Origin of the sequence: Streptomyces sp. NPDC046881 (assembly GCF_040645015.1) — a bacterium.
Lineage (GTDB): Bacteria > Actinomycetota > Actinomycetes > Streptomycetales > Streptomycetaceae > Streptomyces.
This window is the reverse complement of sequence record NZ_JBEYXJ010000002.1, coordinates 121,137-146,957: the sequence shown is the minus strand read 5'-3', so window position 1 is coordinate 146,957 and position 25,821 is coordinate 121,137. Positions and strand designations below refer to the sequence as shown.

The window sequence follows — 25,821 nt, the reverse complement described above, 5'->3', positions numbered from 1 at the left end:
AAGGCGGCGGCCCGGCGGAGCGAGCCGTCGGTGAGCAGTAACCACAGGAAAGCACTAACTTCTGGTTAGTGCAACCTGGCAGTGAGCGCTGTGCGGGCGTATCCTCCTGTTATGAGCGCCACCACCCAGGACCAGGACGACCTCGCGTACAACGTCTTCGCCAAGGCCTGCCCGTCGCGCGGCACGCTGGAGCACGTCACGGGCCGCTGGGGCGGGCTGACGCTCGGCGCGCTGTACGAGGGCTCGCTGCGCTTCAACGAGCTGCGCCGGCGTGTGGACGGGGTGAGCGAGAAGATGCTGTCCCAGACCCTGCACGCGCTGGAGCGCGACGGCCTGGTGTACCGCGAGGCCCAGCCGACCAACCCGCCCCGCGTGGACTACGAGCTGACGCCCCTGGGCCGGCAGGTCGCCGAACGGCTGCTGGCGCTCATCCACTGCGTGGAGGGCGCGATGGACGACGTCCTCGCCTCCCGCGCGCGTTACGACGAGACGCGCGGCGCCCTCTGACACTTCGGGCAGAAGTAGCTGGACCGGTTCATCCAGGGGCGGCGCCGCATGGGGGTGCCGCAGCGCTTGCAGGGCAGGCCCTCGCGGCCGTACGCGTCCAGGGAGCGGTCGAAGTAGCCGGACTCGCCGTTGACGTTGACGTACAGGCTGTCGAAGCTGGTGCCGCCGACGGCGAGGGCCGCGTTCATCACGTCCCGGATGTGCCCGAGCAGCTCCGCCGTGACCGGGCGGGTGAAGTTCGCCGTCGGGCGTTCGTAGTGGAGGCGGGCGCGCCACAGGGCCTCGTCCGCGTAGATGTTGCCGACCCCGCTGATCAGCGACTGGTCCAGCAGGGCCCGCTTGATGGTGGTCCGCTTGCGGCGCAGCGCCCGGTGGAAGGCCTCGTCGTCGAAGAGCGGGTCGAGGGGGTCGCGGGCGATGTGCGCGATGACGTCGGGCAGGCCCTCGGGGGTGTTGTCGTGCAGTGACAGGCCGCCGAAGGTGCGCTGGTCGACGAAGCGGAGTTCGGTGCCGAGGGCGTCGGCGAACCGGACCCGGATGCGCAGGTGCCTCTCGTCCGGCGCCTCGTGCGGCTGGACCAGCAGCTGGCCGCTCATGCCGAGGTGGGCGAGGACGGACTGGTTCGTCTCCTCCAGCGGCAGCCACAGATACTTGCCGCGCCGCCGGGGCGTGCCGATGTGGTGCCCCTTGAGCCGGTGCGCGAAGTCCTCCGGGCCGGCGACGTGCCGGCGCACGGCACGCGGGTGCAGTACCTCGGTCTCGGCGACGGTCCGGTGGGCGACCCAGCGCTCCAGGCCCCGCCGGACGACCTCCACCTCGGGCAACTCGGGCATCGGGCCCCCTGTCAGAACCGTACGGACCGGTGGACGAACCGAGCGCCCGCCCCGGCGTCGACGGCCGGGCGGGCGCTCGCGTCCTGCTTGCTCAGGCGGTGGCGGACGACGGGTCGCCGCCCGCGAGGGCTTCGTCCGCCGTCTCCTTCACGGGTTCCGCGGCCGGCTCCTTGGCCGCCTTGGCCCGCTCGTCCGCGGCGGCCCGGATGGACCGCCAGGCGGACTCGGCGGCTTGCTGCTCCGCCTCCTTCTTGCTGCGGCCGGTGCCGGTGCCGTACGAGACGCCTCCGACGCGGGCGGCAGCAGTGAAGGTCTTCTCGTGGTCGGGGCCGGTCTCCGTGACCAGGTACTCGGGCACGCCGAGCCCCTCGGTCGCGGTCAGCTCCTGGAGCGACGTCTTCCAGTCCAGGCCGGCGCCCAGGTTGGAGGACTTCTCGATCAGCGGGTCGAACAGGCGGTGCACCAGTTCGGAGGCCGCGTCGAGGCCCTGGTCGAGATAGACCGCACCGATCACCGCTTCGAGGGTGTCGGCGAGGATGGATGCCTTGTCCCGGCCGCCCGTGCCCTCTTCACCCCGGCCGAGCCGGATGAAGGCGCCCAGGTCGAGGCCGCGACCCACTTCCGCCAGCGCACGCGAGTTGACCACCGCGGCCCGCAACTTGGCCAGCTGGCCTTCGGGCAGGTCGGGGTGGGTGCGGTACAGCGTGTCCGTGACGACGAGGCCGAGCACGGAGTCCCCGAGGAACTCCAGCCGCTCGTTCGTCGGCAGACCGCCGTTCTCGTACGCGTAGGAACGGTGGGTCAGCGCTCGCACCAGAAGGGCGGACTCGACCTGATAGCCGAGCCGCCCTTCCAGAAGCGTGTGGGACGAGGCCTGGTTGTCCGCTGAGTTCTTCTTCGGCGTGGACACAGTGCCTCTCACCAGCCGCTCAGACCTCGAGGACCTGGCGCTTGTTGTAGGTGCCGCACGACGGGCACGCGATGTGCTGCTGCTTGGGCTCGTGGCAGCGCTCGCACGCAACCAGGGTGGGGACCGCAGCCTTCCACTGCGACCGGCGGTGGCGCGTGTTGCTGCGCGACATCTTCCGCTTCGGAACAGCCACGGCTACTTCTCCTGCTTCTCGTCGACGCCCGCTTCGGCGCCGCTCATCTCGTCCTTCTCGCCGTCCGTCATCGAACCGGCGAGTCCCTGCAAAGCCGCCCAACGGATGTCGACGGCGTCATGGTGGTGGTCCGGGTCGTCCGCGAGCCGCGCTCCGCACTCGGAGCACAGGCCCGGGCAGTCGTCCTGGCACACCGGCTGCATCGGCAGTGCGAGCACCACCGCATCGCGCAGCACGGGTTCGAGGTCGAACAGGCCGTCCTCGAGGAAGAACCTGTCCTCGTCGTCCTCGGCGTCGTCGCCCGGTTCCGCGATCACACGGCCCCGGTCGTCGGCGTCAGGGTACGAGAACAGTTCCTGGAAGTCCGCTTCGAGCTCCAGCTCGACCGGCTCCAGACACCTTACGCACTCCCCCTCGGCCGTTGCACGGGCGGTGCCTGTGACAAGCACCCCTTCCATGACCGACTCGAGGCGGAGTTCGAGTTCCACCGGGGCGCCCTCCGGCACTCCGATGACCCCCTGGATGCCGAGATCCCTGGGAGCGTCGATCTCGCGGGTCAGGCGCTGCAGCGCGCCAGGACGCCGACCCAGCTCGTGCGTATCGAACACGAGGGGGTTGCGGTGGTCGAGGCGGGCGTTGGAAGCCATTCCTGCTTTCGATCTGCGAACTCGGAGGGACGCCGCCCGCAGGTGCTCGGGGCAGCGGTGATCGCGGGCATACGCGCGACCGAAGAGCCAGGATACTGGACCTTTCGCTCAGCGCCCAATCCGGTGCGCGGCTACAGCCCCCGGCCCTGCTCGTACGCCCTCAGCTGCTCCGCGCTGATCATGCTCGTGTCGAAGAGGCTGGTCTCGTCGAGGTCGTAGCCCTGCCGGCCCTGCTGCTCGTGGCCCTGTTGCTGGGGCTGGTGTGACCCGTGGGGCTGCTGCGGGTCGTAGGCGGCCTGCTGGGGCTCGTAGCCCTGGAAGGGGGCACCTCCCGCCGGAGCGTAGCCGGAGGTGGGGGAATAGGGGTCGGCCTGCTGGTAGCCGTACGGGTCCTGCTGCGGGGCGTACTCCGGCTGCTGCGGGAAGCCCGCGTACGGGTCCGGCTGCTGCCCGTAGCCGTAGGCGGGCTGCGGGTCGTACGACGGCTGGGCCGGCTCCGGCCGCTCCTGCTGCCGCTCCGCCGCGCGGTCGCTGTCCGCGAGGGCGGCGAGGTCGGCGAGGTAGTCGGCGTCGCTGGAGTGCTGGAAGGTCGTGGTGTCGTCGGCGAGGGCGCCGAGGTCGTCGGTGGCGATCCGGCCGTGCAGCTTCTGCCGGCCGCGGCCGACGGCCTCCAGGGTCTTGGCGAGGACCGCCTCGAAGGCGCCGAGCTTGGCGTCGACGTACTGGTCGGCGTTCTGCCGCAGGGTCTGCGGGTCGTGGCTGCGCTCGGGGGCGTCCTCGTCCTCGTAGCCGTTCTCGTCCAGGCCGGGGCCGGTGCCGAGGAGCTTCTCACGGCCGCGGCCGACCGAGCCGAGGGTCTTGGTGAGGACGACCTCGAAGTTGGCGAGCTTGGAGTCGACGTAGTCGTCGGCCTCGGCGCGGATCTCCTCGGCCTCCTTGCGGGCCTCGGCGAGGATCCGGTCGGCCTCGGCCTGGGAGCGGCGGGCGATCTCGGTGTCGGAGATCAGCGAACCGCGCTCGGCGTGCGCGTTCTCGATGATCCGCTCGGCCTCCAGCCGGGCCTGCTCGACCATCTGCTCACGGTCGCCGATCAGCTCCTGCGCCTGGGCGAGGGAGCCGGGCAGTGCCTGGCGCAGCTCTTCGAGCATCGCGAGCAGCTCGGCGCGGTTGACCACGCACGACGCCGACATGGGCATGGACCGGGCGCCGGAGACCGTGGTGACGATCTCGTCGAGCTTCTTCTGCACGTCCACCTGTGCTCGCCACTCTCTACAGCCGGGTTGGAGACGGACGGGACGACTGTAGCCCCATCAGTCCTTGCGCAGACGCTTGTTCAGGGCCTCGAGCACCGGGGCGGGCACCAGGTGGGAGACGTCGCCGCCCCAGGCCGCGACCTCCTTGACGAGGGAGGAGGAGAGGAAGCTGTAGGTGGGGTTGGTGGGCACGAACAGCGTTTCGACGCCGGTGAGGCCGATGTTCATCTGGGCCATCTGGAGTTCGTAGTCGAAGTCGCTGACGGCGCGCAGGCCCTTGACGATGGCGGGGATGTCGCGCTGCTTGCAGAAGTCGACGAGGAGGCCGTGGAAGGCCTCGACGCGGACGTTGGCGTACTCGGAGGTGACCTCGCGGATCAGCTCGATCCGCTCCTCGATCTCGAACAGGCCCTTCTTGGACTTGTTGATCATCACCGCGACGTAGACCTCGTCGTAGAGACGGGAGGCCCGGGCGATGATGTCGAGGTGTCCGTTGGTGATCGGGTCGAACGACCCGGGACAGACGGCGCGGCGCACTTGTGATCCCTCGCTCTCCGGTCCGGTCATCGTGCGTCTTCGCACGTAGAGGCGGCGCGACCGTACCAAAACGTTCCCTCGCCGTAGCGACGGGACCGGATCGCCTCGAAGCCGTCCGGCCAGTGGAATTCGCCGCCTCTGGTGCTGCGCTCCACGGTGACGAGCGCTTGCTCAGCGAGCCAGCCTTCCGAGGCGAGTGTGAGGAGAATCTCCCGAAGATCGTCGTCCGTCACGGCGTACGGCGGATCGAGAAAGACCAGGTCGTACGGCTCCTCCGGGGCGGGCTGCCGGATGATCTGTTCCGCTTTGCCCGCTCTGACCTCGGCGCCGGGCAGGCCCAGGTTCCGCACGTTCTCCCGGACGATCCGCGCGGCCCGGGCGTCCGCCTCGACCAGCAGGGTGTGGCCGGCGCCCCGGGACAGGGCCTCCAGGCCCACGGCGCCCGAGCCGGCGTAGAGGTCGAGGACCCGTTCGCCGTCCAGGGGGCCGCCGAGGAGGGACTGCCAGGTGGAGAAGAGACCTTCGCGGGCACGGTCTGAGGTCGGCCGGGTTCCGGTGCCGGGCGGTACCGAGAGGCGACGGCCTCCTGCCCTGCCGGCGATCACGCGGGTCATCTTCGGTCCTTGTTCGGGGGTGGTTACGGATTCAGTCTTGCAGGCGGCCCGTCGTGGCTGCTCGCGCCCGCGCGGCGGAGCCGCACATCGACACGGCCCCGCGCCGTTTCCGGGGACGCCGGGGGGACGCCACACCTCAGCCCTTCTCCAGGTACTGCTCCCTTTCCTCGTCCAACAGCGCGTCCAGGGCCGTGCGCAGACCCGGCAGCCGCTCCAGCTCGGGGTCGGCCGCCACCAGCGCCGCCGCCTCCTCCCGCGCCTCCGCGATGACCTCCTCGTCCTCGATGACCGCCAGCACCCGGAGGCTGGAGCGGGCGCCGGACTGGGCCTGGCCGAGGACGTCGCCCTCCCGGCGCTGCTCGAGGTCGATACGGGAGAGTTCGAAGCCGTCGAGGGTGGAGGCGACGGCGCCCAGGCGCTGGCGGGCGGCGCTGGCCTCGGGCATCTCGGTGACCAGGAGACACAGGCCGGGGGCGGAGCCGCGGCCGACCCGGCCGCGCAGCTGGTGGAGCTGGGAGACGCCGAAGCGGTCGGCGTCCATGATGACCATGGCCGTGGCGTTGGGGACGTTGACGCCGACCTCGATGACGGTGGTGGCGACGAGGACGTCGGTCTCTCCGGCGGCGAAGCGGCGCATGACGGCGTCCTTGTCGTCCGGGTGCATCCGGCCGTGCAGCACCTCGACCTTCAGGCCCTGGAGGGGGCCGCGGCCCAGCTGGCCGGCGACGTCGAGCACGGCCAGCGGGGGCCGCTTCTCCGCCTCGTCCTCGGGGGACTTCTTCTTGCCGGCCTTCTTCGGGTCGTCGTCCTCGTCGCCGATGCGCGGGCAGACCACGTACGCCTGGTGGCCGGATCCGACCTCCTCGCGGACCCGTTCCCAGGCGCGGGCCAGGAAGTGGGGTTTGTCGGCGGCCGGGACGACGTGGGTGGCGATCGGGGAGCGACCGGCCGGGAGCTGGTCGAGGACCGAGGTCTCCAGGTCGCCGAAGACCGTCATGGCGACCGTGCGCGGGATGGGGGTGGCCGTCATGACGAGGAGGTGCGGGGGCTGCTTGCCCTTGCCGCGCAGAGCGTCGCGCTGTTCCACCCCGAAGCGGTGCTGTTCGTCCACCACGACCAGGCCGAGGTCGTGGAACTGGACCTTGTCCTCGATCAGGGCGTGGGTGCCGATGACGACGCCCGCCTCGCCGGTGGCCAGGTCGAGCAGGGCCTGGCGGCGGGCGGCCGTGCCCATGGAGCCGGTGAGCAGGACGACCTTGGTGGCGTGCTCGGTGCCGCCCAGCATGCCGCCCTCGGCGAGTTCTCCCATCATCTCGGTGACCGAGCGGTGGTGCTGCTGGGCGAGGACCTCGGTGGGCGCGAGCATGGCCGCCTGGCCGCCGGCGTCGACCACGGCGAGCATGGCGCGCAGGGCCACCAGGGTCTTGCCGGAGCCGACCTCTCCCTGCAGCAGCCGGTGCATCGGGTGGGTGGCGGCCAGGTCGGCGAAGATCTCCTCGGAGACCTTCTGCTGGCCCTCGGTGAGGGTGAAGGGGAGGCGGTCGTCGAAGGCCGTGAGGAGGCCGTCGGCCGCGGGGACGCGGGGGACGGCGGGCAGCAGGGTGTCGGCGTGCCGGCGGCGGGCCAGGGCGACCTGGAGGACGAAGGCCTCGTCCCACTTCAGTCGGGCGCGGGCGTCGGCGATGTCGGCCTTGGTGTGCGGGCGGTGGATCTTGAGGAGGGCCTCGGGGAGCGGGAGCAGGCCGCGGCCGGCGCGGAGGGAGTCCGGGAGCGGGTCGAGGGCCTCCTGGGCGCTGGGCAGGACGGTCTGCACCGCCTTGCCGATCTTCCAGGACTCCAGTTTGGCGGTGGCGGGGTAGATGGGGATCAGTGCGCCGGCCCAGGTCTCGATCGCCTCCTCGCCGTCACCCCGGAGCAACTCGTATGCAGGGTGGGCGAGTTGGAGGCGGCGGTTGAAGACGGACACCTTTCCGGCGAACATCGCGCGGGTGCCCGGCAGCAGCTCCTTGTGGGGTTTGTGGACGCCGTTGCCGAAGAAGACCAGCTGGAGCCGGCCGCTGCCGTCGGTGATCGTGACCTCCAGGCGCTGGCCCTTGCCGCGGGGGGCCCTGGCCGAGGCGAAGGTGTGCAGGCGGGCGTCGGCGACCTGGGCGACCACCGTGACGTGCTCGTCCATGGGGAGGTCGGCGAGGTGGGTGAGCTGGCCGCGCTCCTCGTATCTGCGGGGGTAGTGGTGCAGGAGGTCGCCGACGGTGTGCAGGCCGAGGTGCTCGGCCATCACCTTCGCGGTGGCGGGGCCGAGCACCTTCTTGAGCGGTTCTTGCAGTGCGGGCACGCGATCCATTGCACACCACGGCACCGACAATGCCGTAGACGCTGCCCCGCGCATTCCGTCCGGGGCGCTGTAAACATCAGGGAAACTCCTGGTCAGGCGGGCTGTTCCGGCTTAGGATGGCGCGCTCCGGCCATCCTTCGCGGTCACCGCCCCGACGGGACCGCCCGACCCCGCGCCGCACGCACGCCCCCCTCCGGCGCAGTGACGATGGACTCCCAGACCTCTCAGGCATCCCAGGCATCCCAGTCACCTCACCCACCTCACAGCTTCCAGGTCGACCTGCGCGGCCTGGTGGACCTGCTCTCCCATCACCTCTACTCCAGCCCCAAGGTCTATCTGCGCGAGCTGCTGCAGAACGCCGTGGACGCCGTCACCGCCCGCCGCGCCGCCGAACCGGACGCCCCGGCGCGGATCCGGCTGTACGCGGCGGACGGCACCCTGCGCGTGGAGGACACCGGTGTCGGGCTCACCGAGCCGGACGTGCACAGCCTGCTGGCGACCATCGGCCGCAGCTCCAAACGGGCCGAGGGCCTGCAGGAGGCCCGGGCGGACTTCCTCGGCCAGTTCGGCATCGGCCTGCTGGCCTGCTTCGTCGTCGCCGAGCGGATCCGGGTGGTCAGCCGCAGCGCCCGTACGCCCGGGGCGCCGCCGGTGGAGTGGACGGCCCGGGACGACGGCTCGTACACCGTGCGCACGCTGCCCGACACCGAGCGGCCCGAGCCGGGTACGACCGTGTACCTGACGGCGCGGGCCGGCGCGGCCGAGTGGCTGGCGCCCGAGCGGGTCCGCGACCTGGCCCGGGACTTCGGCTCGCTGCTGCCCTACGACGTCCGGGTCGGCGACGAGCCGGTCACCGACCTGCCCGCGCCCTGGGACCGGGCCCACCCGAGTCCCGCCGGGCGGCGGGTGGCGCTGGCCCGGCACTGCCGGGAGCTGTTCGGCTTCACCCCGCTGGACTCGATCGACCTCGACGTGCCGCTGGCCGGGATCCGCGGGGTGGCGTACGTGCTGCCGGCGGCGGTCAGCCCGGCCCGGCGGGCCGGCCACCGGGTGCACCTGAAGGGCATGCTGCTCACCGAGCGGGCCGAACAGCTGCTGCCGGACTGGGCGTTCTTCGTGCGCTGCGTCCTGGACACCGACAGCCTGCGGCCCACCGCCTCGCGCGAGGCGCTGTACGAGGACGAGACGCTCGCCGCGGTACGGGACGCGCTCGGGGCGAGGATCCGGTCGTGGCTGACCGGGCTCGCCGCCGGTGACCCGGAGCGGCTGTCGGCCTTCCTCGCCGTGCACCACCTGGGTGTGAAGTCACTGGCCAGGCATGACGTGGAGATGCTGCGCACGATGCTGCCGTGGCTGCCGTTCGAGACGACCGACGGGCAGCTGTCCCTGGAGGAGTTCGCGCGGCGGCACCCGGTGGTGCACTTCACGCGGACCGTCGAGGAGTACCGGCAGGTCGCGCCGATCGCCTCGGCGCAGGGCGTCGGCGTGGTCAACGGCGGCTACACCTACGACAGCGAGCTGGTCGAGGCGCTGCCGCGGGTGCGGCCGGGGACGGTGGTCGCCGAGCTGGACGCGGACACCGTGACCGCCCACCTGGACGCGGTCGACCCGGGCGAGGAGCTGGCGCTGGCCGGTTTCCTGGCCGCCGCGCGCGCGACCCTCGATCCGCTGGGCTGTGACGTCGTCCTGCGGGCCTTCCATCCCCTCTCCGTGCCCGCGCTGCACCTGGACGACCGGGCCGCCCGGCACGAGCAGGCCCGCGCGGCGGCCGAGGAGCAGGCCGACGACCTGTGGGCGGGCATCCTGGGCTCGCTGCGCGGCAGCGCCCCGCGCGCGCGTCTGGTGCTCAACCACCTCAACCCGCTGGTCCGGCGAATCGGTTCGCTCGGCGACCCGGAGCTGATCGGCACCGCCACCGAGTCGCTGTACGGACAGGCCCTGCTGATGGCGCAGCGCCCGCTGCGGCCGGCCGACTCGGCACTGCTGAACCGGGCGTTCATCGGGCTGCTCGCCTGGGCGACCCACGGGGAGGGGGACGGACGATGAGCGAGATCACCGACTTCGACGCGCTGCGCCGGGCGCTGGCGGAGAACTCCGAGGAGCCGGAGGGACCGGCCCGCAACGCGCGCGCGGAGCAGCTGCTGGCCGAGGCCGAGAAGCTGAACGTCCCGCTCGCCGTGATCGAGGCGCTCGGACACCAGCTGAAGGTCTACAACTACAGCTCCGAGAAGGACAAGATGTTCGTCCCGTTCGCGCGGCTGCTGCGCCTGTGGGACGAACGGCCGGAGGACTTCGACGAGTACGAGGCGCACTCGCTGCACTGGGTCTTCAAGTGGATGTCGGCGGGCATGCTGGACCAGCCGCACATCCCGCTCGCCTCGATCGAGAAGTGGCTCGGCGAGATGGAGCACCGCTACCGGCTCGCCGGCTACTCGGAACGGGCCGTGCGCAGCGCCGAGTTGAGCGTGGCCGCGCACATCGGGGACCTCCCGCGCGCGGAGCGGGCGTACGCCGCGTGGCTGGCCGCCGACCGGGACCGGATGGCCGACTGCCACGCCTGCGAGCTGCACGCGCAGGGCGTCTGGCAGGTGCGGTGCGGCCGGGACGCCGAGGCGCTGCGGCTGTGGCGGCCGGTGCTGGAGGGCGAGTTCGCCTGCGCGCACGAGCCGCACACGGTGCTCGCCTCCTCGCTGGCCCCGCTGCTGCGCCTCGGCCGCACCGAGGATGCCCGGGCCCACCACCTGCGCGGGGTCCGGCTGGTGCGGCCCATGGAGAGCATGCGGGGTGCGTACGCCGACCACGTGGAGTTCTGCGCGCTGACCGGGAACGAGGCGCGCGGTCTGGAGCTGCTGGCGGAGCGGCCGGCGTACTTCACGGACACGGGGCATCCGCGCAGCCGGCTGGACTTCATGGCCGTGGTGGCGCTGCTCATGGACCGGCTGACGGAGCTGGGTCTCGGCGGGCAGCGGGTGCCGGGGCCGGCCGGGCGGACGTGGACCGCGCGTGAACTCGGCGCGCACGCGCGCGCGGAGGCCACGGACCTCGCCGAGCGGTTCGACCGGCGCAACGGCACGTCCGCGGTCGGCGACCGGATCCGCGCGCGGATGGCCGGGCGCCCGCTGGTGGAGCGGCTGCCGCTGGGCGTGCGTACGGTGCGCACCGCGCCGGCGCCGGCGGTCGCGCCCCCGGCGCCGGACCTCCCCGGCGAGCCCGGCGTGGCCGCCCTGCTCGCCGAGGCGCGGCGGCTGTCGGACACCCTGCAGCCGCACGCGCTGGAGGCGTGGGCGGCCCTCGCGCGGGCCGTTCCGGACGGCGCCGGTCTCGAACCGCGGGGCCGCGCGGAGATCGCCGACCACGAGGCGATGGCCCGCGGCCCCGAGGGACTGCCCCTGTTCGACCGGGCGGCGGTGCTGTACGCGGAGGCGGGCGACCCCGGGGAGGCGCTGGCGGCACGCGCGCGTGGGGCGTACGTCCGCGCGCTGGCGGGAGAGGTCGACGCGGCCCTCGCCGCGGTCACCGGCCTGTACGACGAGGTGCTCGCGCTGTACGCCGACGAGGGCACCGGGATGCGGCAGACCGCGTCGGTGGTGATGAGCCGGGCGCGGATCCTGATGCGGCGGGTGCACGAGGCCGCCGCCCGGGGTGCCGAACGGGAGGCCGGGCAGGCCGTCGGGGACGCCGAGGCGTCCGTGCGGGAGGTGCTGGCGCTCGTCGAGGGGCGCGGCGGGGACGATGTGCGGCTGGCGGCGCGGGCCGCCGAGGCACGGGCGATGCTCGCCGAACTCGCCGGGCTCACCGGGGACGCGGAGCGGGCGGCGGAGCTGTTCCGGCGGGCCGCCGACGGGTACGTGACCGCCGGGCTGCCGTGGTTCGCGGTCGAGTACGAGGTGCAGGTCGCCGCCCTGGCCCACCAGGCCGGTGACCCGGCCGGGGCCGAGCGGGCGCTGCGGGCGGCCCTGGAGCACGGCGGGCCGTACGTGGAGCCCGTCGGGCGGGCCCAGCTGCACCTCCAGCTCGCCGAGGTGCTCGGCGGCCGGGACGCGCCCGCCGAGGCCGCAGAGCACGCGCTGGAGGCCGCGCACTGGGCCGACGAGGCCGGCGAGAGCGGCACCCTGGGCGCGTGGGCGCGGCAGCAGCTGGGCGGTTTCCTGCTGCGCCGGGGCCGGTACGCGGAGGCCGCCGAGGTGCTGGAGTCCGCGCTGGCCGACCTGAGCGCCGAGACGCACGGTGACGGGCTGGTGGTGCAGGCCCGCTGGTGGCTCGGGGACTGCCTGGGCGAGCTGGGCGAGCACCGGGCCGCCGCCGAACAGCGGCTCCGGGCCGCGGAGCTGGCCCGGCACTGGCCCGATCAGCAGGACCACGCCACCCTCGCCCACCTCGCGGCGGAGTCGCTGGGCAGCGCGGGGCTGGACGAGGAGGCGGACCGGGCCTACGCGCGCGCGGGCGAGCTGTGGCGCGCGCTCGGCAACGCACCGTTCCTGGTCCGCTCGCTGCGCGCCCGGGCCTGGCTGGCGCTGGGCGGGGAGCGCGGGGCGGAGCCCGCCCGTGCGCTGATGGCGGAGGCGGTCCGGGAGGGCGAGGCGGCACTGGCGGCGGGGGGCGCGGACCGGGAGGAGCTGGTCGCGGAACTGGGCGGCACCCACCGGCAGTTCGCGGAGCTGCTGGCCCGCTCGGCGTCCGAGGAGGCAGAGGACACGGCGATCCGGGCCGCGTTCGAGGCGGCGCTGGAGCAGATGACCCGGGCCGTGGCGGTGTTCGCCGACCTCGGCGCGGCCGGGCTGCACAGCCGTACCGGAGCGGAACTGGGCGCGGGCTGGCTGGAGGCGGACCTGGGCCGTCCGGCGCGGGCGGCGGCACGCGCGCGTGCGGTGCTCGCGGTCTACGAGGGCACCGACGACGCCGACGAGACGGTCCGGGCCCGGCGGGAGGAGGCGGCCCAGATGCTGGAGGCGGCACGGGAGGGAACGGAACCGGAAGAGGGCTGACGCGGGGCCCGGCCCACTCCACGCCGACCAGACGGCCCGGGCCCGCGGGAGAAGGCGGCCCACAAAGGCGGCACGGGAGGGAACGGAACCGGAACGGGGCTGACGCGGCGCCGGGCCCACCCCACGCCGACCAGACGGCCCGGGCCCGGCGGGAAGAGGCGGCCCAGATGCTCGACGCGGCACGGGAGGGAACGGATCCGGAACGGTGCTGACGCGGGCCCGGTCCGCTCCACGCCGACCAGACGATCCGGGCCCGGCGGGAGAAGGCGGCCCACAAAGACGGCACGGGAGGGAACGGAACCGGAACGGGGCTGACGCGGCGCCCGGCCCACCCCACGCCGACCAGACGGCCCGGGCCCGGCGGGAAGAGGCGGCCCAGATGCTCGACGCGGCACGGGAAGGGACGGAACCGGAAGAGGGCTCACGCCGGGCCGGGCCCACTCCACGAGCCGACCAGGCGGCTCAGGCCCGGCAGGAGAAAGCGGCCCACAGGCTGGAGGCGGCACGGGAAGGAACAGAGCCGGAAGAGGGCTGACGCGGGGCCGGGGTCACTCCACGCCGACGAGCAGCAGGGCCCCCTGCCGGCCGCCGCGGTACACCACCGTGTCCACGGCCAGGTAGGCCTCGCGTACGTGGGCCTCCAGGTGCGTGGCGACGGTCCGCGGCGCCTCGTCGCCGACGACGAGCGTGACCAGCTCGCCGCCGGCCTGGAGCATGCGGTCCAGGACGGTCCGGGCGGTGGCGGTGACGTCCGCGCCGATCACCGCCACGTCGCCGTCGATCAGGCCGAGCACGTCCCCGGCCTGACAGATGCCGGCCGTCGTCCACGACTCGTGCTCGGCGACCACGACCTCGGCGTACCGGGTGGCGCCCGCCGCCGAGGTCATCTGGACGACGTCCTCGTCGAACCGGCGCTCCGGCTCGTGCACCGCGAGCGCGGCGATGCCCTGGACCGCCGAGCGGGTCGGGATCAGGGCCACCCGGATGCCCTCGGTGCGGGCCTGCTCGGCCGCGGCGGCGGCCGTGTGGCGCAGCTCGGCGTCGTTGGGCAGCAGGACGACCTCGCGCGCGTGGGCACGCCGTACCGCCTGCACCAGCTCCCCGCTGGCGGGCGGCTCCCCGGGGCGCGCGAGGACGGTGGTCGCGCCGGCCTCGGTGTACAGCCCGGCCAGGCCCTCGCCCGGTACGACGGCGACGACCGCGCGCTGGGCCCGCTCACGCGGCGGGCGCTCCCGGCCGGTGTGCACGTCCCCGAGCCCGAAGTGGGTGATCCGGATCCGGTACGGCCGCCCGGCCTCCACGCCGGCCTCCACGGCGGCGCCGGCGTCGTCGACGTGTACGTGGACGTTCCACAGGCCGTCGCCGCCGACCACGACCAGGGAGTCCCCGAGGGCGTCGAGCCGCGCGCGCAGCCGGGTCACGGCCGCGTCCTCGGCCTCCAGCAGGTAGATCACCTCGAACGCGGGCCCGTCGGCGCCGGCCGCGTCGGGGCACGGGCCGCCCTCGGGCCCGCACTCCGGTACCGCCTCCGCGCGCGCGTGCGCACCGGGAACGGCCGTGTCCGGCTGGTCGCGCAGTTCGCCGCGCCCCACCGCCTCCGCGCGCGCTCCGGGGACGGCCCCCGGGGGCTGCGGGATCCCGCGCGGCGGGGTCTCCCGCACCGCCTCCCCCGTGAACGCCTCCACCAGCGCGCCCAGCACCGCCACCAGCCCGCGTCCGCCCGCGTCGACCACGCCGGCCCGCTTCAGCACGGCCAGCTGGCCGGGGGTTGCCGCCAGGGCCGCCCGCGCGCCCTCGTAGGCGGCCCGCGCGACCGTCCCGCAGTCCCCCTCGGCTCCCTCGGCGGCGTCGGCGGCGGCCGAGGCGACCGTCAGCACCGTGCCCTCGACGGGGTGGGCCACGGCCTGCCGGGCGGAGTCGGCGGCCCGGCGCAGGGCCAGCCGCAGCGTCGGGCCGTCCGTGCGGGAGGCCTCACCGGTGTCCGCGAGGACCTGCGCCATCCCGCGCAGCAGCTGCGCGAGGATCGTCCCGGAGTTGCCCCGGGCCCCGATGAGCGCCCCGTGGGCCATGGCCCGTACCGCGTCCGCGAGGGCGGGTTCGGCGCAGCCGGTCTCGTATCCGGCGAACACCGCCTCCACGGCCGTCGCCGCGGACTCCAGGGTCAGGTACAGGTTGGTCCCGGTGTCGCCGTCGGCCACCGGGTAGACGTTGATCGCGTCGATCTCCTCACGGGCCCGCCCCAGGGCCCGGAGCGCCAGACCGCACCAGGTGCGCACCGCGAGAGCATCGAGGAATGTCTGCGGCACCTGCGCCACCTGCGCCTCCCTGAGCTGGCTGGACGTGGGACGCAGCGTAGACCCCGGACCGCCGGGTTCCGGAAGAGGGCCGGGAGCGGGGGCCTGAACTGCCATGGTAGTTTCGCTGTACGGACGCAGTCGTTGTATGCTGCTCCGGTTGCCCGATCCTGATCGGGCCATTCCCCCTGGCAACGCCACTCAGATTCAGGTCTTAGGATCTCGATCCCGGCATGCCGGGATTAACCGTAAGTGCATCTGAAGTCTTTGGAGTGACCCGTGGCTGCCAACTGCGACGTCTGCGGCAAGGGGCCGGGCTTCGGCAACAACATCTCGCACTCGCACCGCCGTACGTCCCGCCGCTGGAACCCGAACATCCAGCGTGTGCGTACCGTGGTCGGCGGGACGCCGAAGCGCGTGAACGCTTGCACCTCGTGCATCAAGGCCGGCAAGGTCTCGCGCTGACGCTACAGCTGAGCGCGCGGCCACTGCCTGGTTCGCTGCACTGAGCCGGTCCACCTCCGGGTGGGCCGGCTTTTTGCCGTACCCATGAACGGTTCCGGGCTGCGAGAATCCACGGAATGCGCTTCGGCATCCTGGGCCCCACGGAGATCCACACCGGCGACGGCACCCCCGTCGACCCCGGCGGCCCGCGGCCCCGCGCCCTGCTCGGCCTGCTGCTGCTCGACGCCGGCCGCCCGGTCCCCGTCGAGCGTCTCCTGGACGGCCTGTACGGTGCCGAGCCGCCCGCCGGGGCCCTGGGCGCCCTCCAGTCGCAGATCTCCCGCCTGCGCCGGCGGCTCGCACCGCACACCGGGATCGACGCCGTGCCCGCCGGCTACACCCTCGCCGTCGACCCGGACACCGTCGACGCCCACCGCTTCGCCCGGCTGGCCGCCGAGGGCCGTACCGCGCTCACGGCCGGCGACCACGCGCGCGCGGCGGCCCTCCTGCGCGACGCCCTCGCGCTGTGGCGCGGTCCCGCGCTGCCCGACCTGCCGGACGCGCACGCCGACCGGGCCCGGCTGGAGGAGCTGCGGCTGGCCGTCGTGCAGGACCGGATCGAGGCCGAGCTGGGCACCGGGGGCGGCCCGGAGCTGGTGCCCGAGCTGCGGACGCTACTCCGGGAGCAGCCGCTGGACGAGCGGCTGTACGGGCAGCTGATGCGGGCCCTGCACGCGGCCGGGCGGCCCGCTGAGGCGCTGGCCGTGTTCGAGGAGGCCCGGCGCACGCTCGCCGACGAGCTGGGCACCGATCCGTCGCCCACGCTGTCCGCACTCCACCTCCGGCTGCTCCGGGACGGCACCGACGCCCCGGCCCGGCCCCGGCTCCCGGCCCAGCTCACCCGGTTCGTGGGCCGCGACGCGGAGCTGGCCCGGATCGACCGGGCGCTGGCCGGGTCCCGGCTGGTGACGCTGACCGGTCCCGGGGGCGTCGGCAAGACCCGGCTCGCGCTGGAGGCGGCCCGTGCCCGCACCGGCGCCGACGTCTGTCTGGTCGAGCTGGCGCCGCTCGCCGACGGCGCCGGGATCCCGTCCGCGGTGCTGGCGGCGCTCGGGGTGCGGGACGGCTTCCGCAGCCCGGCCACGGACGCCCTGGACCGGCTGCTGGAGGCGCTGGCGGACCGTGAGGTGCTGCTGGTGCTCGACAACTGCGAGCACCTCGTCGAGGCCGCCGCGCGGACGGCCGCGCTGCTCCTGGGCGCCTGTCCCGGGGTCCGGGTGCTGGCGACCAGCCGGGAGACGCTGGGCATCACCGGCGAGGTGCTGGTGCCGGTGCCGCCGCTGCCCGAGGAGCCGGCGGTACGACTGCTGCTTGACCGGGCGCGCGCGGTACGGCCCGGTTTCGACGGCCACGCGCGCGTGCCGGAGATCTGCCGGGCGCTGGACGGGCTCCCGCTGGCGATCGAGCTGGCCGCGGCCCGGCTGCGCACGCTCTCCGTGGACGAGCTGGCGGACCGGTTGCACGACCGGTTCCGGGTGCTCGCGCGCGGGGACCGGGCCAAGGCGCCCCGGCACCGCACCCTGCGCGCGGTGGTCGAGTGGAGCTGGGAGCTGCTGGACGCCGGGGAACGGGACCTGGCGAGCAGACTGACCGTCTTCGCGGGCGGTGCCACGCTGGACGCCGTCGCGGCCGTGTGCGGGGTGCCGTACCCGGAGGACCCGCTGGCGTCCCTGGTGGAGAAGTCCTTCCTGGAGGTCTCCGACGGCCGCTACCGGATGCTGGAGACCATCCGCGCCTTCGCCGCGGAGTCACTGACCGACCGCCGGGAGCCGTGCGCCGCGCAGCTGCGCGCGGCGCACGCCGCCTACTTCCTGCGGCTGGCCGAGGAGGCGGAGCCGTTGCTGCGGGGCGCGGACCAGGTGCGCTGGCTGGGGCGGCTGGCGGCCGAGCAGGGCAACCTGGACGCGGCGCTGCGGTATCTGACGCGGACGGCGCCGCGGGACGCGCTGCGGCTGACGGCCGCGCTGACCTGGTTCCGGCGGCTGCGCGGACTGCACGGCGACCGCGTGCCGGGCGCCCGGGCGCTGCTCGCGGCGGTCGGCGCCAAGCCGCCGCCCGGGCTGGCCGAGGAGTACGCGCTGTGCGCGATGAACGCCGTCTCCGGGCGGGGCGACGACCCGGAGGACGCCGGTCTGATCGCGCGCGTGGCCGCCCTCATGTCCTCCTTCGACCGCCCGCTGCGGCTCCCGTTCACGGTGATCCTGTGGTCCCTCACGGGCGGCCCCCAGCTGAGCGTGGACGAGCGGGTGCGTGTGCAGCTGGGCCAGGACCCCTGGGGCCGGGCCCTGCTGGACGTGGGCCTCGCCTACCAGGCGCTGTTCGCGGGGCGGGCCGCCGACGCGGAGGCGGGCTTCACGCGCGCGTGGGAGGGTTTCCGCGGCACGGGCGACCGCTGGGGCATGGCCAACTGCCTCGATCCGCTGGGCGGGTTCGCGTACGGCCGGGGTGAGTACGCGCGGGCGCTGGCCCTGCTGGACGAGGGCCTGGTGCACGTCCGGGAGCTGGACGCGCCGGAGGAGACCGCCGACCTGCTGCGCACACGGGCGGTGGTGCTGCTGGCCCGGGGGGCGGCGGAGGAGGCCGCCGCCCACTTCACGCGCGCCGGCGAGCTGGCCCGTGCCGCCGGGGCGGGCGACAAGGTGGCGGGGGCGCTGCGCGGCCTCGGGGACACGGCCCGGCTGGCCGGGGACACGGCACGCGCGCGCGTGCACTACGAGAACGCCCTGGAGGCCTGCGCGGCCACCTGGTTCAGCGTCGGCGAGACGGTGCGGATCCTCATCGGGCTGGGCCGTACGGCCGCCGCCGAGGGCGACCGGGACGCCGCCCGGGACTGGCTCGCCCAGGCCCGTGCGCAGGCCCTGGAGTCGCGCGACGCGCTCCTGCTCGCCGATGTCGCCGACGCCCTCGCGGCCCTCGCCCCGCGCCCGCAGCGGGCGGCCGAACTCCTCGGCGCCGCCGCGGGCCTGCGCGGCGTGCCCCTGCCCGGGGACCCGGACGTCGCCCGGACGACGCGGCACACGCGCGCGTGCCTGTCCCCGGAGGCCTACGCCACGGCCTACGAACAGGGCCGCGGCCTGCGGTCGGCGGCGGTCAGCGAACGGTAGGCGCGCGGTAAGCGGGGGCCGGGACAGTGGCCGGCATGACGAAGACACACCACCTCGGCCACCTGTCCGTCCTGATCTCCGGCGCCAGTGTCGCCGGTCCCGCCCTCGCCCTGAACCTGGCCCGCCGCGGCGCCCGGGTCACGGTCGTGGAGAAGGCGCCCGCCCTGCGCGCCGGCGGCTTCGCCGTCGACTTCCGCGGGCACGTGCACCGCAGGGTGCTCACCGCGATGGGCATCCGGGACGACGTCCACGCCCACCAGACCCGCATGGGCCCGCAGAGCGTCGTCGCCGCCGACGGCACGCCGCGGGTGGACCTGCCCGCGGAGATGATGAGCGGCGATGTGGAGATCTTCCGCGGCGACCTCGCGCGGATCATGTACGAGCGGACGAAGGACTCGGTGGAGTACGTCTTCGGCGACTCCGTCACGGCGCTGACCGACACCCCGCGGGGCGTGGAGGTCGCGTTCGAGCGGGGTGCGCCCCGCCGCTTCGACCTCGTCGTCGGCGCCGACGGCCTGCACTCGAACACCCGCCGCCTGGTGTTCGGGGACGAGTCGCGTTACCTGCGCTTCCTCGACCACTACGTGGCCGGCTTCAGCCTCCCCAACCACCTGGGCCTGAACCGCACCGGCCTGTTGTACAGCGAGCCCGGCCGCTGTGTCGGCCTCAACAACTACGACGGCGACCCGGAGCGGGCCGGGGCGCTGCTGGTCTTCCGGTCCGGGCAACTGGCGTACGACCGCCGGGACGTCGCGGCGCAGAAGCGGATCCTCACCGAGCGGTTCGCCGGGATGGGCTGGGAGACGCCGGCCGTGCTCAAGGGCCTCGCGGAGACGGACGACCTGTACTTCGACGCCATCGCGCAGATCCACGTCGAGAGTCTCACCCGGGGCCGGGTGGCGCTGCTCGGGGACGCCGGGTACGGGGCGACGATGGGCGGCATGGGCACGGGCGTGGCGATCGTCGCCGCCCACGTCCTCGCCGGTGAGCTGGCCCTGGCGGGCGGCGACCACCGGGTGGCGCTGCCGGCCTACGAGAGCCGGATCCGGGGCTTCGCCAAGGGCTGCCAGAAGATCTCCGGGAACGCGGGGCCGTTCTTCGCCCCGCCCACCGAGCGGCGCATCCGCAGCCGGGACCGGATGTACCGCTTGCTCGCCTCCCGCCCGCTGGCCGGCTTCTTCAAGCGGCTGACGGAGAAGGCGGCGACCGCCATCGACCTGCCGGAGTACCCCGCCTGAGCCCTCAGCGGCCGTCCCGCCCCAGCGCCCACCCGTGGTCCACGGGTCCGATCCCGGCGCCGAGGGCGAACCCGGCGGCGATCGCCCCGGTGACGTACTCCTTGGCCGCGGCGACCGCCTCCGGCACGGACCGCCCCCGCGCCAGACCGCAGGCGATCGCCGAGGCGAGGGTGCAGCCGGTGCCGTGGGTGTGCCGGTTGTCGTGGCGGGGTGCCCGCAGCAGGTGTTCCTCGGAGCCGTCGGTGAGCAGGTCCACGGCGTCGCCCGCGAGGTGTCCGCCCTTGATCAGCACCCAGCGCGGCCCGAACTCCAGCACGGCCTCGGCGGCCGGTCGCAGATCGTCCTCCGACCGGACGCGGACGCCGGTGAGTTGGGCGACCTCGTCGAGGTTCGGGGTGGCCACGGTCGCCGCCGGCAGCAGCCTGGTCCGCACGGAGTCCAGGGCGGAGGCGGCCAGCAGCGGGTCGCCGTGCTTGGAGACGCCGACCGGGTCGACGACGGCCGGCGCGTCCGTGCCGGAGATCAACTCGGCGACCGCCTCGACCAGTTCGGCGGAGGCCAGCATGCCGGTCTTCACGGCCTGGACGCCGATGTCGTCCACGACGCTGCGGTACTGGGCCCGGACCGCTTCCACCGGCAGCTCCCAGGCGCCCTGGACGCCCGTGGAGTTCTGCGCGGTCACCGCGGTGAGCACGCTCATGCCGTGCACGCCGAGCGCGAGCATGGTCTTCAGGTCGGCCTGGATGCCGGCACCGCCGCCGGAGTCCGAGCCGGCCACGGTCAGGACGCGGGGGATCACGACTCGATGTCCCCGAAGTGGTCCCAGCCGCCCTTGCTGGTCCAGGGCGCCCCGTCGACGGTCACCTGGGGCAGCGCGGAGGGGTTGAGGACCTCGCCGATGACCTTCCAGCGGGCGGGCAGCTTGGTGTCCGCCGGGAAGGTCGCCACGATCGCGTGGTCCTCTCCCCCGCTCAGCACCCACTGGAGCGGGTCCACGCCGACGGCCTGCCCGATGTCGTGCATCTGCGTCGGGATGTCGATGGCGCCGGAGCGGATGTCGATGCGGACCTTGCTGGCCTCGGCGATGTGCCCGAGGTCGGCGATCAGGCCGTCGCTGACGTCGCACATGGCGGTGGCGCCGAGCGCGGCGGCGGCCGGACCCGCGTGGTACGGCGGCTCGGGGCGCCGGTGGGCCTCCACGAAGGCGCGCGGCGAGCGGAAACCGCGGGCGAGCACCGCGTACCCGGCCGCGGACCAGCCGAGCCAGCCGGTGACGGCCACCAGGTCGCCGGGCTGGGCGCCCGCGCGCGTGACCGGCTCCTGGTTGCGCAGATCGCCGAGCGCGGTGATCGACACCATGATCGTGTCGCCGCGTACGACGTCCCCGCCGACCACGGAGGCGCCCGCGACCTGGCACTCGTCGCGCAGGCCGTCCATCAGCTCGGTCGGCCAGGTGACCGGCAGCTCGGCCGGGACGACCAGGCCCAGCAGCAGGGCGGTCGGTACGGCGCCCATCGCGGCGATGTCGGCGAGGTTCTGTGCGGCGGCCTTGCGGCCGACGTCGTAGGCCGTGGACCAGTCGCGGCGGAAGTGCCGGCCCTCCAGCAGGATGTCGGTGCTCGCCACCACCCGGCGGTCGGGGGCGGCGACCACCGCGGCGTCGTCGCCGGGGCCGACCCGGACCGCCGGGGTGGTGGTGAGACGGGAGGTCAGCTCCCTGATGAGCCCGAACTCACCTAGCTCACCCACTGTGCCCTTCATTGCCTCAAGCCCCTTCTGTGCCGTGCCCTGCCCGGTCGCGCGTCCTCAGTGTCCCCGATACGGTCGAGGTGACCGTCAACTCCTGTCGTGCCTGCACCCTGGCGCGCAAGCCCGGTTCCCGCAGGTCTCCCCGCGGGGTGCGGCGACGCGATACCGTGGCGTTCCTTTTCCCCACATGATCCTCGTGGCCGCCTTGGAGGTTCCGTGGTACAGGCGTACATCCTGATCCAGACGGAGGTCGGCAAGGCGTCGACCGTCGCCGAGACGATCACCAAGATTCCTGGCGTCCTCCAGGCCGAGGACGTGACGGGTCCGTACGACGTCATCGTGCGCGCCCAGGCCGACACGGTCGACGAACTCGGTCGCATGGTGGTCGCCAAGGTCCAGCAGGTGGACGGCATCACGCGCACCCTGACCTGTCCGGTCGTGCATCTGTAGCCCCCGTCTACGCTTGGCCGGTGAACATCTTCCGCCACCGGCCCCTCGCCCTGCTCGCGCCGGCCCTGCTCGTCGTGGTCGCGGGCTGCTCCTCGGCAGACGACGGCGACACCGTGGCAGTTCCCACCCCCGACGCGAAGACCGCCCCGCTCTGCCGGGATCTGGACAAGGTGCTGCCGCGAAAGGTGAACGGCGCGAGCCGCCAGGACCCCGAGCCCCGGTCCGCCTACACGGCGGGCTGGGGAAGCCCGGCGATCATACTGCGCTGCGGCATCGTCCGGCCGCCGAAGATGGTCGATCCCAAGGTGGCCCTCGGCGACGACCCGGACGCGATCGGCGGCGGGGTCAACGGGGTGGAGTGGCTGATGGAGAAGGAGGACGACGGGACGTGGCGGTTCACCACGTCCGGCCGTCGCGCGTATGTGCAGGTGACCCTGCCGAAGAAGCTGTCCGGGTCGGACGACAGCGCCCAGGTGCTGATGGACCTGGCGACGGCCGTCAAGAAGGCGATCCCCGAGGGGCTCGCCTCCATGCGGCACTGACCCGCCGCGGGCTCAGCGCAGTCCGGTGGAGCGGCGCAGCGCCGCCTGCACCAGGCGGTCGACCAGCTCGGGGTAGCTGATCCCGCTCGCCTGCCACATCTGCGGGTACATCGAGATCGGCGTGAAGCCGGGCATGGTGTTGATCTCGTTGATCACGAACTCGTCGTCCTCGGTGAGGAAGAAGTCCGCGCGGACCAGGCCCTCGCAGGAGGCCGCCTCGAACGCCTCGACCGCGAGTCCCTGCACCTCGGCGGTCTGCTCCGGGGTGAGCGGGGCCGGGACGATGCCGGGCGTGGAGTCGATGTACTTGGCCTCGAAGTCGTAGTACGCGTGGGCGTCCGGCGGCGGGATCTCGGCCGGGACGGAGGCGCGCGGGCCGTCCTCGAACTCCAGGACGCCGCACTCGATCTCGCGGCCCCGCAGGGCCGCCTCGACCAGGATCTTCGGGTCGTGGGACTGCGCCTCGGCGATCGCCTCGTCCAGCCCGGACAGGTCGTCGACCTTGGTGATGCCGATGGAGGAACCCGCGCGCGCGGGCTTCACGAACAGCGGCCAGCCGTGCTCACCGGCGAAGTCGATGATCCGCTTGCGGGCGGCGGACTCGTCCTGCGCCCACTCGCGGGGCCGGATCACCAGGTACGGGCCGACCTTGAGCCCGAAGGAGGTGAACACCCGCTTCATGTACTCCTTGTCCTGGCCGACGGCCGAGGCGAGCACGCCCGAGCCGACGTACGGCACCCCGGACAGCTCCAGCAGGCCCTGCAGGGTGCCGTCCTCGCCGTAGGGGCCGTGGAGCACCGGGAAGACCACGTCGACCTCGCCGAGCGCCTTGGGCACGGAGCCGGGCTCGCTGTAGACGACCTCGCGGTTCGCGGGGTCGACGGGGAGCACCACGCCGCCCTCGTGCGACTCCGCCAGCTCGGCCACGCTGGGGGTACGGCGGTCGGTGATGGCCATCCGCTCCGGCTCGTCGGCCGTCAGCGCCCAGCGGCCGTCCGAGGTGATGCCGATCGGCAGGACGTCGTACTTCGTCCGGTCGATGGCCTTGAGGACGGCGCCGGCGGTGACCACGGAGATCCCGTGTTCGGAACTGCGCCCGCCGAACACGACGGCCACGCGCGGCTTGCGCGACGGCTGCTCAGGGCTCTGGGGAAGGTTCTCGGTGCTCATATCGCGTTGAGAGTACCCGGAGGTAGCGGCCAAGTCAGCGCGCGCTCCCGGGCGGTCGCTCAGCGTCGCGCGGACGGTTGCACAGCGTCGCGCGACGGCCCCGAAAGGCGGCCCCGGGAGCCGGCCGCCCGGCCGCTCTCAGCGGCGTTCGGGCTTGGCGCTGCGCGCCATCAGCTCCTTGAGCGCGGCGACCGGCGACTTGCCCTCGTGCACGATGCTGACGACCGTCTCGGTGATCGGCATGTCGACGCCGTGCCGGCGGGCCAGATCCAGCACGGACTCGCAGGACTTGACGCCCTCGGCGGTCTGCCGGGTGACCGCGATGGTCTCCTCCAGGGACATGCCCTTGCCGAGGTTGGTGCCGAAGGTGTGGTTCCGGGACAGCGGCGAGGAGCAGGTGGCCACCAGGTCGCCCAGGCCCGCGAGTCCGGAGAAGGTCAGCGGGTCGGCGCCCATCGCGAGGCCGAGCCGGGTGGTCTCGGCGAGGCCGCGGGTGATGAGCGAGCCCTTGGCGTTGTCGCCGAGTCCCATGCCGTCGGCGATGCCGACCGCGAGCCCGATGACGTTCTTGACCGCGCCGGCGAGTTCGCAGCCGACCACGTCGGTGTTGGTGTACGGCCGGAAGTACGGCGTGTGGCAGGCGGCCTGCAGCCGCTGGGCGACCCGCTCGTCGGTGCAGGCCACGACGGCGAGGGCGGGCATGCGGGCGGCGATCTCGCGGGCCAGGTTGGGCCCGGTGACGACCGCGATCCGGTCGGCGCCGACCTTGGCGACGTCCTCGATGACCTCGCTCATCCGCATGGTGGAACCGAGTTCGACGCCCTTCATCAGGGAGACCAGGACGGTGTCCGGGGCGAGCAGCGGGGACCACTCGGCGAGGTTGGCGCGCAGGGTCTGGGAGGGGATCGCGAGCACGGTGAAGTCCGCGTCCCGGAGGGCCTCGGCCGCGTCGGCGGTGGCGTGCAGGTTCTCCGGGAGTTCCACGCCGGGCAGGTAGTCGGGGTTGGTCCGGGTGGAGTTGACCGCCTCGGCCAGCTCCGCGCGGCGGGCCCACAGGGTCACGTCGCAGCCGGCGTCGGCGAGGACCATGCCGAAGGCGGTGCCCCACGAACCGGTGCCCATGACGGCCGCCCGCACAGGCTTGCTCACTTGCTCTGCCCTTCCGCTTGCCTGGCCTGCGCCTGTGCCTGGGTGCGGCGCCGCTGCTCGATCCGCTCACGGCGCGGGTCGTACGGCGTCTCGGGCGCCTTCTCGCCGCGGATCAGCTCCAGCTGGCGGGTGATGGCCGCCATGATGACCTCGGTGGCCTCCTTCAGCACCTCCGGGGTCATCTCCCTGTCGTAGAAACGGGAGAGGTCCACCGGCGGGCCCGCGAGCACGTGGTGCGTCTTGCGCGGGAAGAGGCTGGGCTTCCTGGCGTACGGCGGCAGCAGTTCGTTGGCGCCCCACTGGGCGACCGGGATGACCGGGCACTTGGTCTGCAGGGCGACGCGGGCGGCGCCGGTCTTGCCCGTCATGGGCCAGCCGTTCGGGTCGCGGGTGAGGGTGCCCTCGGGGTAGAAGGCCACGCACTCGCCGCGCTCGACGGCGTCGATGGCGGCCCGGAAGGCGCTCAGGGCGTCCGTGGACTCGCGGTAGACGGGGATCTGCCCGGTGCCGCGCATGGCGGCCCCGACGAATCCCTTCTTGAAAAGCCCGCTCTTCGCCAGGAATCGCGGGACCCGCCCGGTGTTGTACTGATAGTGCGCGTACGCGAAGGGGTCCACGTGGGAATTGTGGTTCACCGCGGTGATAAATCCGCCCTCGGCCGGAATGTGCTCCATTCCACGCCAGTCCCGCTTGATCAGAACCACCAGCGGCGGTTTGCAGATCACCGCGGCGAAGCGGTACCAGAAGCCGATTCTGCGGCGGGGCACAAGGACACCTTCCTCTAGGACTGCCACCCCGGCGGGGGCC

At 73.7% G+C, this 25,821-nt stretch carries 22 protein-coding genes; 8 read left to right on the top strand and 14 right to left on the bottom strand.

What is annotated here, in order from left to right; genetic code table 11:
- Positions 1–111 precede the first annotated feature (111 nt).
- A complete protein-coding gene (locus tag ABZ923_RS02145; protein ID WP_361465561.1) occupies positions 112–507 on the top strand; it encodes a helix-turn-helix domain-containing protein in 396 nt (131 codons plus the stop codon).
- Here the strand turns inward: ABZ923_RS02145 and mutM are convergent.
- From mutM to recG, 8 genes are all read right to left on the bottom strand, one after another.
- Positions 480–1,340, bottom strand: a complete 861-nt coding sequence (gene mutM, locus ABZ923_RS02140) for a bifunctional DNA-formamidopyrimidine glycosylase/DNA-(apurinic or apyrimidinic site) lyase (protein ID WP_361465558.1) — start codon at positions 1,338–1,340, stop codon at positions 480–482. The genes ABZ923_RS02145 and mutM overlap by 28 nt on opposite strands.
- 91 nt (positions 1,341–1,431) lie before the next feature.
- Positions 1,432–2,250, bottom strand: coding sequence for a ribonuclease III (gene rnc, locus ABZ923_RS02135; RefSeq protein WP_361465793.1), 819 nt, complete (start codon positions 2,248–2,250; stop codon positions 1,432–1,434).
- A gap of 19 nt (positions 2,251–2,269) precedes the next feature.
- Positions 2,270–2,443: a 50S ribosomal protein L32 gene (gene rpmF / locus ABZ923_RS02130; RefSeq protein WP_003951102.1), complete on the bottom strand. Its 174-nt coding sequence runs from the start codon at positions 2,441–2,443 to the stop codon at positions 2,270–2,272.
- A gap of 2 nt (positions 2,444–2,445) precedes the next feature.
- Positions 2,446–3,090 (bottom strand): DUF177 domain-containing protein, encoded by a 645-nt coding sequence (locus ABZ923_RS02125; protein WP_361465555.1) that lies wholly within the window; start codon positions 3,088–3,090, stop codon positions 2,446–2,448.
- A 131-nt stretch (positions 3,091–3,221) separates the two neighbouring features.
- Positions 3,222–4,343: a cell division initiation protein gene (locus ABZ923_RS02120; RefSeq protein ID WP_361465552.1), complete on the bottom strand. Its 1,122-nt coding sequence runs from the start codon at positions 4,341–4,343 to the stop codon at positions 3,222–3,224.
- A 57-nt stretch (positions 4,344–4,400) separates the two neighbouring features.
- A complete protein-coding gene (gene coaD / locus ABZ923_RS02115) occupies positions 4,401–4,880 on the bottom strand; it encodes a pantetheine-phosphate adenylyltransferase (protein WP_361465790.1) in 480 nt (159 codons plus the stop codon).
- Between the two features lie 26 nt (positions 4,881–4,906).
- Positions 4,907–5,494 (bottom strand): 16S rRNA (guanine(966)-N(2))-methyltransferase RsmD, encoded by a 588-nt coding sequence (rsmD, locus tag ABZ923_RS02110; protein ID WP_361465549.1) that lies wholly within the window; start codon positions 5,492–5,494, stop codon positions 4,907–4,909.
- Between the two features lie 136 nt (positions 5,495–5,630).
- Positions 5,631–7,838: an ATP-dependent DNA helicase RecG gene (gene recG / locus ABZ923_RS02105; protein ID WP_361465546.1), complete on the bottom strand. Its 2,208-nt coding sequence runs from the start codon at positions 7,836–7,838 to the stop codon at positions 5,631–5,633.
- Positions 7,839–8,036: 198 nt separating this feature from the next.
- Between recG and ABZ923_RS02100 the strand changes: the two genes are divergently transcribed.
- Together ABZ923_RS02100 and ABZ923_RS02095 are read left to right on the top strand one after the other, a co-directional pair.
- Positions 8,037–9,875 (top strand): HSP90 family protein, encoded by a 1,839-nt coding sequence (locus ABZ923_RS02100; RefSeq protein ID WP_361465544.1) that lies wholly within the window; start codon positions 8,037–8,039, stop codon positions 9,873–9,875.
- Positions 9,872–12,814 carry a tetratricopeptide repeat protein gene (locus ABZ923_RS02095; protein WP_361465542.1) on the top strand — a complete coding sequence of 981 codons (2,943 nt, stop codon included), beginning with the start codon at positions 9,872–9,874 and terminating at the stop codon, positions 12,812–12,814. Before ABZ923_RS02100 ends, ABZ923_RS02095 begins: the two co-directional genes overlap by 4 nt.
- A 548-nt stretch (positions 12,815–13,362) precedes the next feature.
- Here the strand turns inward: ABZ923_RS02095 and ABZ923_RS02090 are convergent.
- Positions 13,363–15,129: a DAK2 domain-containing protein gene (locus tag ABZ923_RS02090; protein WP_361465539.1), complete on the bottom strand. Its 1,767-nt coding sequence runs from the start codon at positions 15,127–15,129 to the stop codon at positions 13,363–13,365.
- 258 nt (positions 15,130–15,387) lie between these two features.
- Here ABZ923_RS02090 and rpmB point away from each other — a divergent pair, with 258 nt between their 5' ends.
- The 3 genes from rpmB to ABZ923_RS02075 all read left to right on the top strand — a co-directional run bounded on the left by rpmB (position 15,388) and on the right by ABZ923_RS02075 (position 19,954).
- Positions 15,388–15,573 (top strand): 50S ribosomal protein L28, encoded by a 186-nt coding sequence (gene rpmB / locus ABZ923_RS02085; RefSeq protein ID WP_003993230.1) that lies wholly within the window; start codon positions 15,388–15,390, stop codon positions 15,571–15,573.
- Positions 15,574–15,689: 116 nt separating this feature from the next.
- Complete coding sequence (locus ABZ923_RS02080) at positions 15,690–18,716, top strand: BTAD domain-containing putative transcriptional regulator (RefSeq protein ID WP_361465537.1); 3,027 nt, start codon at positions 15,690–15,692, stop codon at positions 18,714–18,716.
- Between the two features lie 35 nt (positions 18,717–18,751).
- On the top strand, positions 18,752–19,954 hold the full coding sequence (locus ABZ923_RS02075) for an FAD-dependent monooxygenase (protein WP_361465534.1): 1,203 nt from the start codon (positions 18,752–18,754) through the stop codon (positions 19,952–19,954).
- A gap of 4 nt (positions 19,955–19,958) precedes the next feature.
- Here ABZ923_RS02075 and thiD read toward each other — a convergent pair whose 3' ends face one another.
- Together thiD and ABZ923_RS02065 are read right to left on the bottom strand one after the other, a co-directional pair.
- Positions 19,959–20,753 carry a bifunctional hydroxymethylpyrimidine kinase/phosphomethylpyrimidine kinase gene (thiD, locus tag ABZ923_RS02070; protein WP_361465532.1) on the bottom strand — a complete coding sequence of 265 codons (795 nt, stop codon included), beginning with the start codon at positions 20,751–20,753 and terminating at the stop codon, positions 19,959–19,961.
- Positions 20,750–21,715: a thiamine-phosphate kinase gene (locus tag ABZ923_RS02065; RefSeq protein WP_361465529.1), complete on the bottom strand. Its 966-nt coding sequence runs from the start codon at positions 21,713–21,715 to the stop codon at positions 20,750–20,752. The genes thiD and ABZ923_RS02065 overlap by 4 nt, the downstream gene beginning before the upstream one ends.
- A gap of 204 nt (positions 21,716–21,919) precedes the next feature.
- Between ABZ923_RS02065 and ABZ923_RS02060 the strand changes: the two genes are divergently transcribed.
- Both ABZ923_RS02060 and ABZ923_RS02055 read left to right on the top strand, forming a co-directional pair.
- On the top strand, positions 21,920–22,153 hold the full coding sequence (locus tag ABZ923_RS02060; protein ID WP_361465527.1) for an Lrp/AsnC ligand binding domain-containing protein: 234 nt from the start codon (positions 21,920–21,922) through the stop codon (positions 22,151–22,153).
- Between the two features lie 20 nt (positions 22,154–22,173).
- A complete protein-coding gene (locus ABZ923_RS02055) occupies positions 22,174–22,695 on the top strand; it encodes a DUF3515 domain-containing protein (protein WP_361465525.1) in 522 nt (173 codons plus the stop codon).
- Between the two features lie 12 nt (positions 22,696–22,707).
- Here the strand turns inward: ABZ923_RS02055 and ABZ923_RS02050 are convergent, their stop codons facing one another.
- The 3 genes from ABZ923_RS02050 to ABZ923_RS02040 form a co-directional block, all read right to left on the bottom strand.
- On the bottom strand, positions 22,708–23,865 hold the full coding sequence (locus tag ABZ923_RS02050; RefSeq protein ID WP_361465522.1) for a D-alanine--D-alanine ligase family protein: 1,158 nt from the start codon (positions 23,863–23,865) through the stop codon (positions 22,708–22,710).
- A gap of 138 nt (positions 23,866–24,003) precedes the next feature.
- The gene (locus ABZ923_RS02045) at positions 24,004–25,014 is read right to left on the bottom strand and encodes an NAD(P)H-dependent glycerol-3-phosphate dehydrogenase (protein WP_361465520.1); all 1,011 of its coding nucleotides are present in this window, start codon (positions 25,012–25,014) and stop codon (positions 24,004–24,006) included.
- Positions 25,011–25,781 carry a lysophospholipid acyltransferase family protein gene (locus ABZ923_RS02040; protein WP_361465517.1) on the bottom strand — a complete coding sequence of 257 codons (771 nt, stop codon included), beginning with the start codon at positions 25,779–25,781 and terminating at the stop codon, positions 25,011–25,013. Before ABZ923_RS02040 ends, ABZ923_RS02045 begins: the two co-directional genes overlap by 4 nt.
- Positions 25,782–25,821: the final 40 nt, after the last annotated feature.